General features: G+C 66.8%; 15 protein-coding genes. 3 read left to right on the top strand and 12 right to left on the bottom strand.

Annotated elements, in window-relative coordinates; genetic code table 11:
* Positions 1–47: 47 nt before the first annotated feature.
* The 5 genes from QRN63_RS05920 to QRN63_RS05900 form a co-directional block, all read right to left on the bottom strand.
* Positions 48–200, bottom strand: a complete 153-nt coding sequence (locus QRN63_RS05920) for a hypothetical protein (protein ID WP_020102196.1) — start codon at positions 198–200, stop codon at positions 48–50.
* Positions 201–295: 95 nt separating this feature from the next.
* Positions 296–1,075 carry a sulfite exporter TauE/SafE family protein gene (locus QRN63_RS05915; protein ID WP_285029929.1) on the bottom strand — a complete coding sequence of 260 codons (780 nt, stop codon included), beginning with the start codon at positions 1,073–1,075 and terminating at the stop codon, positions 296–298.
* Between the two features lie 68 nt (positions 1,076–1,143).
* On the bottom strand, positions 1,144–1,506 hold the full coding sequence (gene trxA, locus QRN63_RS05910) for a thioredoxin (RefSeq protein WP_285029927.1): 363 nt from the start codon (positions 1,504–1,506) through the stop codon (positions 1,144–1,146).
* 34 nt (positions 1,507–1,540) lie between these two features.
* Complete coding sequence (locus QRN63_RS05905) at positions 1,541–2,743, bottom strand: NAD(P)/FAD-dependent oxidoreductase (protein ID WP_285029925.1); 1,203 nt, start codon at positions 2,741–2,743, stop codon at positions 1,541–1,543.
* Positions 2,744–2,763: 20 nt separating this feature from the next.
* Positions 2,764–4,143, bottom strand: coding sequence for an MBL fold metallo-hydrolase (locus QRN63_RS05900; protein WP_285029923.1), 1,380 nt, complete (start codon positions 4,141–4,143; stop codon positions 2,764–2,766).
* Between the two features lie 310 nt (positions 4,144–4,453).
* On the opposite strand from QRN63_RS05900, the gene QRN63_RS05895 reads away from it, so the two are divergent.
* Positions 4,454–6,796, top strand: coding sequence for an FdhF/YdeP family oxidoreductase (locus QRN63_RS05895; RefSeq protein ID WP_285029922.1), 2,343 nt, complete (start codon positions 4,454–4,456; stop codon positions 6,794–6,796).
* On the top strand, positions 6,784–7,608 hold the full coding sequence (fdhD, locus tag QRN63_RS05890) for a formate dehydrogenase accessory sulfurtransferase FdhD (RefSeq protein ID WP_285029921.1): 825 nt from the start codon (positions 6,784–6,786) through the stop codon (positions 7,606–7,608). The genes QRN63_RS05895 and fdhD overlap by 13 nt, the downstream gene beginning before the upstream one ends.
* 52 nt (positions 7,609–7,660) lie before the next feature.
* Here the strand turns inward: fdhD and clpX are convergent, their stop codons facing one another.
* The 5 genes from clpX to QRN63_RS05865 form a co-directional block, all read right to left on the bottom strand.
* Positions 7,661–8,941, bottom strand: a complete 1,281-nt coding sequence (gene clpX / locus QRN63_RS05885) for an ATP-dependent Clp protease ATP-binding subunit ClpX (protein WP_061002829.1) — start codon at positions 8,939–8,941, stop codon at positions 7,661–7,663.
* A 354-nt stretch (positions 8,942–9,295) separates the two neighbouring features.
* The gene (locus tag QRN63_RS05880; RefSeq protein WP_285029920.1) at positions 9,296–9,949 is read right to left on the bottom strand and encodes an RsiV family protein; all 654 of its coding nucleotides are present in this window, start codon (positions 9,947–9,949) and stop codon (positions 9,296–9,298) included.
* Between the two features lie 45 nt (positions 9,950–9,994).
* The gene (locus QRN63_RS05875) at positions 9,995–11,116 is read right to left on the bottom strand and encodes a BTAD domain-containing putative transcriptional regulator (RefSeq protein ID WP_285029919.1); all 1,122 of its coding nucleotides are present in this window, start codon (positions 11,114–11,116) and stop codon (positions 9,995–9,997) included.
* Between the two features lie 19 nt (positions 11,117–11,135).
* Positions 11,136–11,630 (bottom strand): hypothetical protein, encoded by a 495-nt coding sequence (locus QRN63_RS05870; RefSeq protein ID WP_285029917.1) that lies wholly within the window; start codon positions 11,628–11,630, stop codon positions 11,136–11,138.
* Entirely contained in the window at positions 11,627–12,841 is a 1,215-nt protein-coding gene (locus QRN63_RS05865; protein WP_285029915.1) for a hypothetical protein, read from the bottom strand. The genes QRN63_RS05870 and QRN63_RS05865 overlap by 4 nt, the downstream gene beginning before the upstream one ends.
* A gap of 197 nt (positions 12,842–13,038) precedes the next feature.
* Between QRN63_RS05865 and QRN63_RS05860 the strand changes: the two genes are divergently transcribed.
* Positions 13,039–14,400 (top strand): hypothetical protein, encoded by a 1,362-nt coding sequence (locus QRN63_RS05860; RefSeq protein ID WP_285029914.1) that lies wholly within the window; start codon positions 13,039–13,041, stop codon positions 14,398–14,400.
* Between the two features lie 56 nt (positions 14,401–14,456).
* On the opposite strand, the gene QRN63_RS05855 is transcribed toward QRN63_RS05860, so the two are convergent.
* Complete coding sequence (locus QRN63_RS05855; protein WP_267319475.1) at positions 14,457–15,092, bottom strand: ATP-dependent Clp protease proteolytic subunit; 636 nt, start codon at positions 15,090–15,092, stop codon at positions 14,457–14,459.
* An 11-nt stretch (positions 15,093–15,103) separates the two neighbouring features.
* Positions 15,104–15,697: an ATP-dependent Clp protease proteolytic subunit gene (locus tag QRN63_RS05850; RefSeq protein WP_020102210.1), complete on the bottom strand. Its 594-nt coding sequence runs from the start codon at positions 15,695–15,697 to the stop codon at positions 15,104–15,106.
* Between the last annotated feature and the right edge of the window lie 182 nt (positions 15,698–15,879).

The raw sequence follows: 15,879 nt of genomic DNA, 5'->3' as shown, positions 1-15,879 counted from the left end.
AGCGTTCGGCCGCATCGGAAATGCCCGGCGGCACAAGCGATTAGGCGTCAGTCCGGTTGGCCGTCTGGACGGGTGTCCAGACGGCGGCCATGCCACCGCAACCGGAGCAGCATCAGCTGCCGGTGTGCCTGAAACCCCAATGCCAACGGGTCGGCCCAGGCGCGGCGACCCGGCGTACCACGGCCGGTATCGGTATCCATACGCCCATTGTCCAGACGCTGGGCAACCGCGCACGTCACGAGATGGAGCGCCGACATGTCGGTCTGGTGAAGATTTGCGGTCACCGCTGCTCACGTCACAAGAAGCTCACCGCGATCGTGTCGACGAGCACGTAAGCCGCGACCGCGAAGACGAGGTAGGCGAACCAATGTTGCAGCCGCCGGGTGTCGAGCCGGGTCCCGAGGTGGCCGGCGAGCAACGAACCGACGATCGCCGTGCCGACGAAGGCCGCCGCGATCGTCCAGTCGATGCTGATGCCGCTCAGATGCGCCAGCAGACCCGCGACCGAGTTGACCACGATGATGACCAACGAGGTTCCCACCGCGATCGACATTTCCACGCCGAGCAGCAACACCAGCGCCGGAATGATCAGGAAACCACCACCGACGCCGAAGAGTCCGGTGAGCAGGCCGACGAGGAATCCCGCGGGAATCGACCTGGAGGCACAGCGGCGCCAGTTGATCCCCGCATCCCCCACTCTGCAGGCCGTACCGGTGCCACCGTCGCCCCGCAGCATCCGCATACCGGCCAGCACCATCACCGCCGCAAAACCGACGAGGAGCACAGGCTGCGGCAGCTGCCCACCGACGGCGCTGCCGACGAAGGTCGCCGGAATGCCGGCCGCCGAGAAGACGGCGGCCAAGCGCCACTGGACGTGACCGACGCGGATCTTCGGCAACGCGCCGACCGCCGAGGCGATGCCGACGACCAACAACGACATCGGGATCGCCTGCTCGATGCCGAGCCCCAGCACGTAGACCAGTGCCGGCACCGCGAGGATCGACCCGCCACCGCCGAGCAGGCCCAGCAGGGTGCCGATGACGGCACCAAGGGCAAGGGCGAGAACGATATTCACGGAACTTCACTCTCCTCGAACGGAGCGGCGGGATGCGTCATCGCGCATGGCGCGCGACGACAACTCGGTCAGTGCGTTCTGGCCGCGATCTGGGCCCGCACGTCGGCCATGTCGAGTGCCTTGACCCGGGTGATCAGATCTTCGAGGGCCGGGGCGGGCATCGCACCGGGCTGGCGGTACACGAGGATGCCGTCGCGGAACGCCATGATCGTTGGGATCGCGTGGATTTCGAGCGCCGCGGCAAGCTGCTGTTGCGCTTCGGTGTCGACCTTGGCGTGCACCACATCCGGGTGCGCCTGCGCCGATCGATCGAAAACCGGAGCAAACGCGCGACACGGACCACACCACGACGCCCAGAAATCGATGAGGACAATGGGATTGGCGGTGATGGTCGCGTCGAAGTCGGCGGCGGTCAGGTTTTTGGTGGTCATGGCGAATTCCTTTCGTGGTCGATTAATTGCCCTGCTAGGCAAGGCCTTTCAACATCAGATTCCAATACATGAACGGCAGCCCGTATTTCTTCAGGTACCAGTACGCGCGGTGCGGGATGACCGGATCGAGCAGCGGGAACGAGGGCTTCAGGTTGAGGTCGTAGTCGAATTCGGCGAGCAGCATCGCGTCCGAGGAAGTGACGATCGGGCACGACGAGTAGCCGTCGTACAACGCCCGCAGCGGGCGGCCGGTCAAGAAGGAGTCGATGTTCTCGACCACCACCGGGGCCTGCTTGCGGATCGCGGCGCCGGTCTTCGAGTTCGGTGACGAACCGGCGTCACCGAGGCTGAAGACGTTGGGGTACCGCACATGCTGCATGGTGTGCTTGTCGATGTCGACGTAGCCCATGGCGTCACCCGTCGACAGCGCGCTGCGTTTGATCCAGTCCGGCGCGGACTGCCGCGGCACGGCGTGAAGGACGTCGTAGGACAGCATGGCGTCGGTACCACCCTCCCCGACACTGGTGACGCCGACCTTGTGCGACGCTGCGTCGACCAGGGTCACCTCGGAGTTGGTGTGCAAGGTGATGCCGTAGTCGGCGATCACCTTGTCGAGACTGTCCGCGGTCGCGGGAATCCCGAACGGCCGCGCGCCCGGCATGACCAGGTGGACGTCGATGTCCTTGAGCACGCCCTGCGACCGCCAGTAGTCGGACGCCAGATACGCGATCTTCTGCGGAGCGCCGGCGCACTTGATGGCGCCGGACGGAACGGTGAACACCGCCGTACCCGACCGCAGGTTCCGGATGAAATCCCAGGTCCGGGGCGCAAGGTCGAAGCGATAGTTCGACGAAACGCCGTCACGACCCAGCGTCTCTGCCAGCCCCTCGGTGCGATCCCAATCGAGTTGGATACCCGGGCAGACCACGAGCGCGTCGTATTCGTAGGTGGCGCCGTCCATACAGGTGACGGTGTTGGCGTCGGGATCGAAGGCGCTCGCGGCGTTCCGGATCCACTTTGCCCCCTTGGGCATCACCGCGGACTCGGCGCGTTCGGTCGTGGCGGCCTGCGCCTGTCCGCCGCCGACAAGCGTCCACAGCGGTTGGTAGTAGTGCTTGTCCGAGGGTTCGATGACCGCGACGTCGGTGTAGCCCTTGCGCAGCAGCCGGGCCGCGACCGTGATGCCGGCGGTACCGCCGCCGACGATCGCGATCTGGTGCTTGGCAGTGACGGTCATGTCGGTGATGTCTCCTGTCTTCAGGCGTTCTCGACGGCTTCTGCCCAGGCGCCGTAGCCGCCCAAGATGTCGCTCACGTCGTTGAATCCGTTCCGCCGCAACAGACTTGCCGCGACCGACGAGCGGTACCCACCGGCGCAGTAGACGACGGTCGGTTTGGCAGGGTCGAGCTCGCCGAGCCGAGCGGGCAACTGCCCCACCGGGATGCCGATGGCATGCGGGATGGTCCCCGCCGCGACCTCACCGGGGTTGCGGACGTCGACGATCTGCAGGTTCGGCAGCGCGGCGGCCCGTTCACCAAAAGCCTTGGCGGTCAGGCGCGACGCCACCTGGACGTCACCCTGGTGCGCGACCAACGCCGCGTATGGCTCCGCCACGTAGCCGATCACCCGGTCGAAGCCGATCCGGGCGAGCCGGTTCTTGCCCTCGAGTTCCTGACCCGGCTCGGTGAAGAGCACGACGTCGACATCGGACGGCAGGACGGAACCGGCGAACTCGGCGTAACGACCTTGCAGGCCGATGTTGACGGCGCCCCGCAGGTGACCCAGCGCGAATTCTTCGGGGCCACGGCCGTCCACCAGGACGGCGCCGGCGTCGATCGCCGCGCGCGCCTGCTCATAGGTCAGCGCCGACGGCATCTTCGTCTCGTCGAGCAACTCGCGATCCTTGCGGTTGAGGATCGCGTCGTAGACGAAGTACCCCGGCGCGGGCGGCTGCCCTTCGGTGACGAGGGTCGTGAACGAGGCTTTGTCGGTGGCGCGCAGCGCGTAGTTGGTCGCCTTCTGCTCACCGATCGTCGACCACAGGTCGGTCGACAGGTTCTTGCCGCACGCCGAGCCCGCACCGTGTGCGGGGTACACCCGAGTGGCGTCGGGCAGCGTCAAAAGTTTGTTGTGCAGCGAGTCATAGAGCTTGTCCGCCAGTTCTTCTCGCGTGAAACCGATCGAGGCCAGCAGGTCAGGGCGGCCGACATCGCCGATGAAGAGCGTGTCCCCGGTCAGGACGCCGTAGGGCGTCGGGTCGTCGGCGTGCGCGTAGACCACCACGCTCATCGACTCAGGAGTGTGGCCGGGGGTGTGGCGGAACTCGAGCGTCACATCGCCCAGCGAGTAGCGCTCACCGTCGGCGACGCCCATCGACTCGAACTCGGTCTCGGCGACAGACGAGTAGACGATCTTGGCCCCGGTGGCCTTCGCCAGCTCGAGGTGTCCGGAGAGGAAGTCTGCGTGAAAGTGGGTTTCGATGACCAATTCGATGGTCAGCCCGCGCTCTTCGGCATCGGCGAGGTATCCGGCCACATCGCGCTGCGGGTCCACAACCACTGCGCGCCCGGTGGTTTCGTCACCGATCAGGTAGGACGCGTGCGACAGGCAATCCAGGTAGTACTGCTGCAGGATCATCGTCGATCTTCTTTCTCCTCGTTGGGTAGCACCACTTTGGGCTATACCCTCGTGGGTATTCAATATACCCCTGGGGGTATATTATTCCAACCGCGGAAAATACGGGCGGGGGTATCTGTCGCGCTCTCCCGAAAGCTACCCCGGCCCGTATACCCGACCTAGAGGCTTAGGTCCCGCGCGCGGGGTGGTGCTGGTCACCGGCGCCGTACCGCCCAGTGATAGGCGCCACCTATCAGGGCATCTGAAATACCGATGACCGATGCCGCAAATCCAGACCTGAATCCCAGATTTCCAGCATTAGATTGGAGGGATGACCACCGTCAGAGACGGCCGCGACGTCGACGCCACCTACGACGAACACGACATAGAAGTCACCGGCGCCGAACACGAGGCGGCTGGAGTCAAGGCCGTGATGGTCAGCATGCAGCGCGGACTTCGGCAGATGGGCCCACTGCGTACCGCGGAGACACTGAGCAGGATCAATCAGCGGCACGGCTTCGACTGCCCGGGCTGCGCGTGGCCAGAGGAACACGGCGGCCGCAAACTGGCCGAGTTCTGCGAGAACGGCGCCAAGGCAGTCGCCGAGGAAGCGACGCGGCGCCGGGTCACACCGGAATTCTTCGCCCGGCATTCCGTCGCAGAACTTGCCGAGAAGCCCGAATACTGGCTGTCCCAGCAGGGCCGCCTCACCCATCCGATGGTGCTGGCGCCCGGCGACAGCCATTACCGCCCGATCGACTGGGACGAGGCGTACGCGCTGATCGCCGGCGAACTGAATGCCCTCGACAGTCCCGACGAAGCGCTGTTCTACACCTCCGGCCGCACCAGCAACGAAGCCGCGTTCCTCTACCAGCTGCTCGCGCGCAGTTTCGGCACCAACAACCTGCCGGACTGTTCCAACATGTGCCACGAGTCGTCGGGCACCGCCCTGGTCGAGTCGATCGGCATCGGCAAGGGCTCGGTCACCGTCGAGGATGTCATCCACGCCGACTGCATCGTCATCGCCGGACAGAACCCGGGCACCAACCACCCGCGCATGCTGTCGGTGCTGGAGAAGGCAAAAGCGGGTGGCGCCAAGATCATTGCGATCAACCCGCTGCCCGAGGCCGGGCTGATGCGATTCAAGGATCCGCAGAAAGTGCACGGCGTCGTCGGCCACGGCGTGCCGATCGCCGACGAGTTCGTGCAGATCCGCATCGGCGGCGACATGGCGCTGTTCGCCGGCCTGGGCCGCCTCCTGCTGGAAGCCGAGGACCGGGCGCCGGGGACCGTGTTGGACCGCGACTTCATCGACCGGCACTGTGCCGGCTTCGACGACTACGAACGCCGCACCCGCGCAGTCGAACTGGACACCGTCACCGCGGCCAGCGGCATCGCCCGTGACCAGTTGGAGCGTGTCGCCGACGCGCTGGTCCGCTCCGAGCGCACCATCATCTGCTGGGCGATGGGCCTGACCCAGCAGAAGCACGCGGTGGCCACCATCGCAGAGGCCACCAACCTGCTGCTCATGCGCGGCATGATCGGCAAGCCCGGCGCCGGTGTGTGTCCCGTGCGCGGCCACTCCAACGTGCAGGGCGACCGGACCATGGGCATCTGGGAGAAAATGCCCGAAGAGTTCCTGGCCGCATTGGACGCCCGGTTCGGCATCACGTCCCCGCGCAAGCACGGTCACGACACCGTCGACGGAATCCGGGCCATGCGTGACGGCCGGGCCAAGGTGTTCATCGGAATGGGCGGCAACTTCGTCTCGGCCACCCCCGACACCGACGTCACCGCCGCGGCGATGCGCAATTGCGCTCTGACGGTACAGATTTCAACGAAGCTCAACCGCAGCCACGTCGTTCACGGCCGCACCGCACTGATCCTGCCCACCCTCGGCCGCACCGACAAGGACTTCCAGGCCGGCGGCAAACAGGTGGTGTCGGTGGAGGATTCGATGTCGATGGTGCACCTGTCGCGCGGTGGCCTGACCCCACCCAGCGACCAGGTGCGCAGCGAGGTCGCGATCGTCTGCCAGCTGGCCCGCGCGCTGCTCGGGCCGGCGCACCCGGTGCCGTGGGAATCCTTCAACGCCGACTACGACGGCATCCGCGACGCCATCGCCGACGTGGTCCCCGGATGCGCCGACTACAACACCCGCGTGCGTGAGCCCGACGGCTTCCAGTTGCCCCACCCGCCCCGCGACTCCCGCGAATTTCCCACGCACACAGGCAAAGCCAACTTCTCGAACGAACCCATCGAGTGGGTGCCGGTGCCCGAAGGCCGGCTGGTGCTGCAGACCCTGCGCAGCCACGACCAGTACAACACCACGATTTACGGCCTGGACGACCGCTACCGGGGCGTCAAGGGCGGCCGGCGCGTGGTGTTCGTCAACCCGGCCGACATTGCCGCGCTCGGCCTGACCGACGGCAGCCGCGTCGACCTGGTCTCCGAATTCGACGGCCACGAGCGCCGCGCGAAAGACTTTCTGGTGGTGCCCTATTCGACACCCGCGGGCAATGCCGCGGCCTACTACCCGGAGACCAATCCCTTGATCCCCTTGGACCACACTGCGCGGAAGTCCAATACCCCGGTATCCAAAGCCGTCGTGATCAGGCTTGTCCCGGCGGTCGAGCGCAGCGAGCGGGGAGCTGATCAGCCGTGGGTCGGGTAACCGCACGGCGCCGAGCCGAACATGTCACCGCCGACGGCGCGGTCTCCCGCCCGGAGACCCTGGCCGTCGAGGAACCCCTGGAAATCCGCGTCAACGGCACTCCGCTCAGTGTCACCATGCGGACGCCGGGCTCGGATGTCGAACTGGCCCAGGGCTTTCTGCTCACCGAGGGCGTCATCGCCCGCCGCGACGACATCGCCCGTGTCGCCTACTGCCGCGGCGCCACCGACGACGGCACCAACACCTACAACGTGCTCGACGTGACGCTGGCACCCCATGTCCCGCCGCCGTCGGTCGACGTGACGCGCAACTTCTACACCACCTCATCGTGCGGTGTGTGCGGCAAGGCGTCCATCGACGCCGTCCGCACCGTCAGCCACTACTCCCCCGGCGACGACCCGACCACCGTCACCAACGCCACACTCTCAGCGCTGCCGCAGCAACTGCGCCAGGCCCAGAAGGTTTTCAACAGCACCGGCGGGCTGCACGCCGCCGCGCTGTTCAGCGCCGACGGCGAGATGTTCGTCGCCCGCGAGGACATCGGCCGGCACAACGCGGTGGACAAGGTGATCGGGTGGGCGCTCGAGCAGGGCCGCATCCCGCTGACCGGTACCGTCCTGCTGGTCAGCGGCCGGGCATCGTTCGAACTGACACAGAAGGCCGTCATGGCCGGTATCCCGCTGCTGGCGGCCGTATCGGCACCATCGTCGTTGGCGGTCGACCTGGCCAGCCAGGCGGGACTGACCTTGGTGGCCTTCCTGCGCGGCGAATCGATGAACGTCTACACCCGCCCGGATCGCATCGCCCGATAGCGGTGAAAAAGAAAAGCCCCCGCCGCAGCGGGGGCTTTTCCTTTGGAGAGAACTATGCGCTCTTGTCGCGCCGCTCCGAGCGGGGCGCCTTGCGCGGCACGATGGTCGGCAGCACGTTGTCCTGCACGGTTTCCTTGGTGACGACCACCTTGGCGACGTCGTCGCGGCTCGGGATGTCGAACATCACCGGCTGCAGGACCTCTTCCATGATGGCGCGCAGGCCGCGGGCACCGGTGCCGCGGTGAATGGCCTGGTCGGCGATGGCGTCGAGGGCGTCGTCGGTGAACTCCAGCTCGACCCCGTCCATCTCGAAGAGCCGGACGTACTGCTTGACGAGGGCGTTCTTGGGCTTGGACAGGATCGACACCAGCGATTCCTTGTCCAGGTTGGTCACCGACGCCACGACCGGGAGACGGCCGATGAACTCGGGGATCAGACCGAACTTGATCAGGTCCTCGGGCAGCACCTCGGCGAAGTGGTCCTGGGTGTCGATCTCGGCCTTGGAGTGCACCTCGGCGCCGAAGCCCAGACCGCGCTTGCCGACCCGGTCCGACACGATCTTCTCCAGGCCCGCGAACGCACCGGCCACGATGAACAGCACGTTGGTGGTGTCGATCTGGATGAATTCCTGGTGCGGGTGCTTGCGGCCACCCTGCGGCGGCACCGACGCCTGCGTCCCCTCGAGGATTTTCAGGAGTGCCTGCTGCACGCCCTCGCCCGACACGTCGCGGGTGATCGACGGGTTCTCGCTCTTGCGGGCGATCTTGTCGACCTCGTCGATGTAGATGATGCCCGTCTCGGCGCGCTTGACGTCGTAGTCAGCCGCCTGGATCAGCTTCAGCAGGATGTTCTCGACGTCCTCGCCGACGTACCCCGCCTCGGTCAGCGCGGTCGCGTCGGCGATGGCGAACGGCACGTTGAGCATCTTGGCCAGGGTCTGCGCCAGGTAGGTCTTGCCGCAGCCGGTCGGCCCGAGCATCAGGATGTTCGACTTGGCGAGCTCGACCGGCTCGGACCGGGAGTCGCGCGACTTCTCCTGCGCCTGGATGCGCTTGTAGTGGTTGTAGACGGCCACGGCGAGCGTCTTCTTGGCGTTGTCCTGACCGATGACGTAGCCCTCGAGGAAGTCCCGGATCTCCTGGGGCTTGGGCAGCTCGTCAAGCTTGACGTCGTCAGCGTCGGCCAGCTCCTCCTCGATGATCTCGTTGCAGAGATCGATGCACTCGTCGCAGATGTAGACGCCAGGTCCAGCAATCAGCTTCTTGACCTGCTTCTGGCTCTTTCCACAGAACGAGCACTTCAGCAGGTCACCGCCGTCTCCGATGCGCGCCATGGGGTGAGGCCCTACTTTCTCCGGTCGCCGTCAGTCGTTACACCAGATAGTGGGTTTTTTTCGGGTGTGATCCCGACGCTACCCGTTCGCTCCGTTGCGGTGCGACCGAAAGGGCCGAATCGCTCCGGTGGTATTTATCCGTGTGCAGGAGAACATAGCCCGATCGGTGGCTTGCCACCCCTCGGCGCGCTGACCGTGATTCTGGCGTGTCTTTCCGGCGCCGGTTGGCGTTGGCTCGACAGGCCGGCCAGACATACCCTGATCAGGGCTGTTCACCTATCCGCAACCCTACCGTGTGCACATCGAAGCTGCCGACGCATTTCGCGCCCAGCGCAAGCACGCGGCCCGTCGGCCCTATCCCTGGAGCCGGCCGCCCAGGTCGCCCACCGGCACCGCGACCGTGAGCGGGCCACCGTTGCCCGCAAGCTGGCTCTCGCCGAAAAAGAAGGTCACGGCCTCGTCGGTGAGCGCGAAATTCCGGTACGAGCCGCGGTCGGGCTCGATCAGCGCCGCGTTGCGCGCCTTCAACGCGCGCTGCACCACCGAAGTCAGGATCGCCGCCGGATCGGAACCCGGACCGAACAGCGTGTCGATGGTGATCGGCCCGCCGGCCCCGTAGGTGAAGGTGCGGTACCGGATGTCGGGGTGCCCTTCGTGGGCGAAGCCGGTCGGGTCGACGATCTTGAGCACCAGGCTCTGCGTCCGCGCCGAGCGGTACACCGTCGGCGTCACGGTCTCCTCATACCCGCGGCCGCGGCCGAACCTGTCCACCCAGCCGACGAAACTGTCACGGTCCTGGGCCAGGAAGTCGCCGACCGCCTGCTGGTCGGGATAGTCGACCGGGAAGGCGGCGGTCCGTTCATACCCGGTGCCGACCTCATGGATCCGGCAGATACCGGTGGCGTCGGGCGTCCCGCCGAGGGTGCCGCACGACTGCTGCGCCGAAGCGGCCGGCGCCAGGCTCAGCAGCGTCATCGTCGCGGCCAGGAAAAGAGCCGAAATCCTCATGCCCTCATGGTTCACCGATGCCCTTGGCAGATTCTTGGCGTGCGCCTACCCGAGTTCGAGGGTGAATTCGTGCGCGCCGATGCGGATGCGATCACCGTCGAACAGATTGGTGTTGGCCTCGATCCGTGTGCCCTGCACGTACACGCCGTTGGCCGAGCGCAGATCCACCATCACCGGGCCGCTGCCCGCGTCGACGATGACAGCGTGGTGGCGGCTGACGTCTGCCGCGTCGAGCACGATGTCGTTGTCGGCCAGCCGGCCGATGCGGGTCGCCATGGCGCGCAAGGCGAACCACTGCCCGGACGCGTCGCGCAGGCCCGCCCGGGACGCGCTCGACCTTGTGGAGTCCGACCGGAGCCGGCCGATGGTGTGCACCGCCGTCGCCTGCGCGGCGCCCTGTACGTCGAGCGGTTCCTGACGCAGAATGCGTTGCTGCAGGGCACTTATCGGCGCGCCGGGATCGATACCGAGATCCTCGGCCAGGATCGACTTCACGCGCCGGCACGCGTCGAGCGCGTCCGCCTGCCGTCCACAGCTGTAGTAGGCGGTGATCAGCTGCGCCCACAGCGGTTCGCGGTAGGGGTGTTCGGCGACCAGCGACTCCAGCGGCCCGATCACCAGAGCGGCCTGCCCACAGGCGATTTCGGCCTCGGCACGCGCGGTCTCCACGGCAATACGCTCGTCGGCCAGCGCGGCGGCGACGGCGTCGACGAAAGCGAAGTCGGCCAGATCGCCGAGGGCCGGACCCCGCCACTGCGCCAGGGCCGCCGACAGATGCACCGCCGCGGACGGGAAGTGACCGGCGGCCGCCGCCCGCACGCCGGCGACCTTCTCCTTCTCGAAGCGCCCCAGGTCGGTTGCGTCCTCCGGCACGTCGAGCCGATATCCGGGCGGGGCCGCGGCCAGCGTCTCCCGCGGCATTCCGGACTCCGCCAAGATCTTTCGGAGGTTGGAGATGTAGGAGTGCAGCGCGGTGCGGGCGGCCGCGGCCGGTGACTGCTCCCACACCGCGTCGATCAGGGCGTCCACCGACACCGGGCGGCCGCGATTGAGAAGCAGCATCGCGAACACCGCGCGCTGCTTGGGTGCGCCCAGCGAGACGACTCGTTCGTCGACGGCCATCCGCAGCGTGCCCAGAACACCGAAATCGATTCCGGTCGGCCGCATGGGCCGAGGGTATCCGGTGCTATGGGCCGACGCGAGCTATTGCCAGTTCCGCGAACGACTTCAGCGTTTCACAGCGCCACACGTAGCTACCCGTGACGCGGTAGATCCGCTCCCCCGTCAACAACACGGTCAACGTGGTGGAGGGTGGCGTGACATTGGGCTCGTAGGTGCAGACCGCCTTGAGGCCGACACCGTCGACCTCCGTGGCCCTGGGCCAAGTGGCCACCTGTTGGAAGGTCGTCGCGGCGTCCCAGGGGAACGCGTCGGCGAACCGGACGTCGGACTCCAGGCTGCGCCGACCCTGCGGTGCGTCGAATGCCCGGTAGGCGCAAGATAATTCGGGAAGTTCGGTCCGGATCGGTTCGACCGTCGCCGAGCCTTCGAGAAAGACCGCGGCTTCGTCGGTGTGCACCCAGCTGCAGGCGCCGGTGGTCGCGTGGTCGTCGGCGCGTGCGATGGGCGCCATGGCGGTGGCAACCGCCACGGCGGCGAGGACGGACGCCAGCCGCGTCACGACCGGTACCCCACGCCGAAGGTCAGGGCGTCGACGACATGCCCGTCGTTGACGGTGGGGCCGAGCAACACCTTGGTGGCGTTCGCGGCCGGGTCGTAGGACATCAGTGCCTGCGACGGGCTGCAGCCTGACGTCGACTGCAGCACCAGAGAGCCGCCGGACGCGCCGACAACCTCGATCTTGTCGCCGGCCCCTGGCACCCTGACCCGCTGCGTGTGCCCGTCCGCGGTCACGCGCGACAGGAAGATGACGCCGCACGCCCCGAGTGATTGCACGAAGGTGCCGCTGGGCAACTGCCAGGCGTCCGTGTCGCCATAGTCGCCTTCGAACCCGGGCTCATTCTTCGCGGTGTTGAGGGCGGTGAGCGCGGTCGGCGCCGATCCGTCGATCGGCACCTTCCACAGTTGGCTTGCCGCAGAGTTCTCGATGTTGCATCGGGCGACGAAATCCGTCGGTGTCAGCCAACGGGTCGTCAGGCATACGCCATTCGGCATCGGTACCGGCAGGACCCGCCCAACGGTTCCGTCGTTGCCCATGAGGACGAAGCTGTTGTCCGTTCGCGGGACCGCGTCGTTGCCCCGGTTGGCCGTCGACAGCACGAGTGTCGTGCCGTCCGGGGTTTCCAGATAGTCGCCGCCGAATCGTCCGGCGCCGGCAAGGTTCTCGGTCGGGTAGGTCAGTTGTACGTTGCCCGCGAGGTCGACACGCTGCAAGGTGCTGGGCTGGCCCTTGCTGGTGGTCGACAAGACGATCGCTTCACCGTTGGGGCGGCTGAACCGCGCGGACGCCGACGACGGGAACGACGTCTGCCGGCCGGTGTGCAGGTCGACGACGATGACGGTGTCAGTGCCCATCGAGAACAGCGCCCGGCCGCCGTCGCCGGACCAGTCCAGCAGGTGCGGCTTCCACCCCTTGTCGTTCGGGGCGAAGGTGGTGATGGCGTACCGGCGACCCGCGGGGTCGATCAGGAACAGTGTGTCCGAGGTCTTCGTGGGCGGCGCCTCGTCAGGATCGCGGGGTTCCCCGGGAAGGTGCCCGCGAACCGGGTTCCAGGTGGCCAGGGTCCAGCCGTCGCCGACCTCGTTCCACGGCACCTCATTCGCGGCATCAGGAACGGGATTCGCCTGGGCCACAGGCAATCCGACCGCCACAGACACGGTCAGGACGGCCGCAACCAGAGCGGCGGCGGTGCGGTGTGGGTGACGGCTCATGGCAGCTCCTGTTCAGTGGCCGGAATCGTGGTCACGTCACAGGGTGCGGCGGGCGCCTTGGCGGATTCTTGGCGCGACGCGAGCGGCGCCCTTCGACATTCGACATAATGTTCCAGCCACGTCAATTAACCTTCATGTCGGGGGATCACTCCCCGGCGACAGACGCTCTCAATCGAATACGGGAAGGCACCCGCGTGATGAATCAACCCAGCCCTGCCACGACCTCGACCGCGCGCAGGCGGCTCCAATGCCTGCCCCTGGCGGGCGTTGTCGCGGCGGCCTGCGTCCTGACGCCGAACGGCCAGCTCGCAATCCAGACGCATGCCGCGCCCATCAGCGCCCCGCGACTGGACACTCGCGCAGTCCAGTTCGCCGCGTTCGTCCAGGAGATGGCGACCCGCGAGCAGGACTTGGTCGAGCAGATCAAGGCCACCGCGGCGACGAACACGTTCGCGGGGCCGGTTCCCCTGGCCGCGGCCGACCCGCTCGCCACTGCCGGCGGTGTTGTCGTCGACGCGATCAAAGCCCTCGGGGTGGCCGTGGTCGAGGCAGCCAAGAGCACCGCCGTGTCGGTGATCTCCATACCGCTGGTGATGCTCAATCGCGCGGCCACCGATCCCTTCTACCTCCCGTGGTTACCGATCGGGTTGGTGGCCTATGCGTTCACCCTCCCGTTCCAGGTGGTGGGAACGTTCGCGTACGACTTGGTCGCGAACCTGACGAAGGTGGTGACGTCGCTGGTGCCGGCCGCCGCCGGCCCGGCACCCGCCGCGGCCGACAGCCCGAAAGCCGCGGCAGCCGACCCGGCCCCCGCCACCCCGTCGCCGGCCGCGGCCAACCCCGTCCAACAGGCCATCGACACGGTCAAGACGCGAGTGACCGATGCGACCGACGCCGCAGGCTCGGCCTTGGCCGCCGCGCCGGCCGCGCTGGCATCCGGGCTGCAGCTGCCGTCGGCACTCGCTCCGCTCGCGCCCATCGCCGGCGCGGCGTTCGCGGCCCTGTCACCGGCGATCGCTGTCGCGAACTTCATCTCAGTACTGGTGACGGGCAAGGCGCTGCCGTTCAATGTGGTGAAGCCGCAGCTGTCGCCCATCTTGTCGTCTGCAGCGACCGCCCCGCGCGCGACCGCCGCGACCGATAAGGCGTCGGAGCCAGATTCCCCCGCTGCCGGCGATGCGGGCACGAACAACGCCGCCGACGCCGCGAAGCCGTCCACCCAGACCGAGAAGAAGCCCGCCAAGACCGTGCAGAAGCCGCGGACCAAGCGGACTTCTCCGGCGTCGACCGCAAGCACCTCATCGACGCCGGCCAAGACGACCGACGCGAGCGACGATTCGTCCACCAAGTCCGACAGCGATCCGGCACCGGCCGGCAAGCCGGAAAAGCCCGACACCAAACCGGAGAAGTCCGACAAGTCGGGTACCGACAATTCATCGTCAGCACAACACGATTCGACGAAGGGCAAGAAGGCCACCGACAAGAAGGCCAAGGATAAGAAGGCCGCCAAGGCCGGCGCATCGTCCACCGCCTCGAAGGCCACCTCGGCCAAGGACTGAACAAACGTCAGCGGCCGCCAACCTGAACAGGTTGGCGGCCGCTACGCGTTGTGAGACTAGGACTTCTGGGCAGAGAGCTTCCGGTACTCCAGGACCGTGTCGATGATCCCGTAGTCCTTCGCACCGGCCGCGGTGAGGATCTTGTCGCGGTCGGTGTCCTTGCGGATGGTCTCGGCATCCTTGCCCGTGTGCCGCGCCAAGGTCTCCTCCATGAGGGTGCGCATGCGCTCGATCTCGGCGGCCTGGATTTCCAGGTCGGAGAACTGGCCCTGGATGACACCACCGAGCGACGGCTGGTGGATCAGCACGCGGGCGTTCGGCAGCGCCATGCGCTTGCCCGGCGTACCGGCGGCCAGCAGCACCGCGGCGGCCGAGGCAGCCTGACCGAGGCAGACGGTCTGGATGTCGGCGCGCACGTACTGCATGGTGTCGTAGATCGCCATCAGCGAGGTGAACGAACCACCCGGCGAGTTGATGTACATGGTGATGTCGCGATCGGGGTCCTGGGACTCGAGCACCAGCAGCTGGGCCATCACGTCGTTGGCCGACACGTCGTCGACCTGGGCGCCCAGGAAGATGATGCGCTCGTCGAACAGCTTGGCGTAGGGGTCGACGATGCGCTCACCGAGGTGGGTGCGCTCGCTGAACTGCGGCAGGATGTAGCGCGCCTGCGGAGCCAGCTCCGGGTTCAGATGCTTGGAGATCACTTCGAGGCTCCCTTGCCGCCGTTGAGGTTTGCACGGGTGATGATGTGGTCGACGAAGCCGTATTCCAGCGCTTCCTGCGCGGTGAACCAGCGGTCGCGGTCGGAGTCGGCCTCGATCTGCTCGATGCTCTTGCCCGTGAACTGGGCGTTGAGCCGGAACATCTCCTTCTTGATGACGTGGAACTGCTCAGCCTGGATGGCGATGTCCGCTGCGCTACCGGTGACGCCACCGAGCGGCTGGTGCATCAGGACGCGGGCGTGCGGCAGCGCATGGCGCTTGCCCTTGGTCCCGGCGGCCAGCAGGAACTCACCCATCGACGCGGCCATGCCCATCGCGTAGGTCGCGATGTCGCACTCCGACAACTCCATGGTGTCGAAGATCGCCATGCCGGCGCTGATCGAGCCACCCGGCGAGTTGATGTACATGTGGATGTCTTTGGACGGATCTTCGGCCGTCAGCAGCAGAATCTGCGCGCACAGCCGGTTGGCGATGTCGTCGTCGACCTGCGAGCCCAGGAAGATGATGCGCTCGGCAAGCAAACGCTCATAGACCGAGTCCGTGAGGTTGAGCCCCGGTGCGCTTGAACGCATGTCAGTCACGACTGGATACCTGCTTTCTCGAGTTCGTCCACACGACACTAACCAACGGCCGACGGCCGCGAGTCCCCGACGCGGTCTAGTTCGCTCACAGCGTCACAGTCGCCGGAGAGCGGACGGTGCCGCAGGCATCACTGAAGACACCTGCGGCACCTGTACCACGATCAGATTTTGAG

The sequence above is a fragment of the Mycolicibacterium sp. lyk4-40-TYG-92 genome (genome assembly GCF_030209435.1).
Lineage (GTDB): Bacteria > Actinomycetota > Actinomycetes > Mycobacteriales > Mycobacteriaceae > Mycobacterium.
Note: the sequence above shows the minus strand (reverse complement) of the source record. Positions and strands in the feature narration are given on the sequence as shown.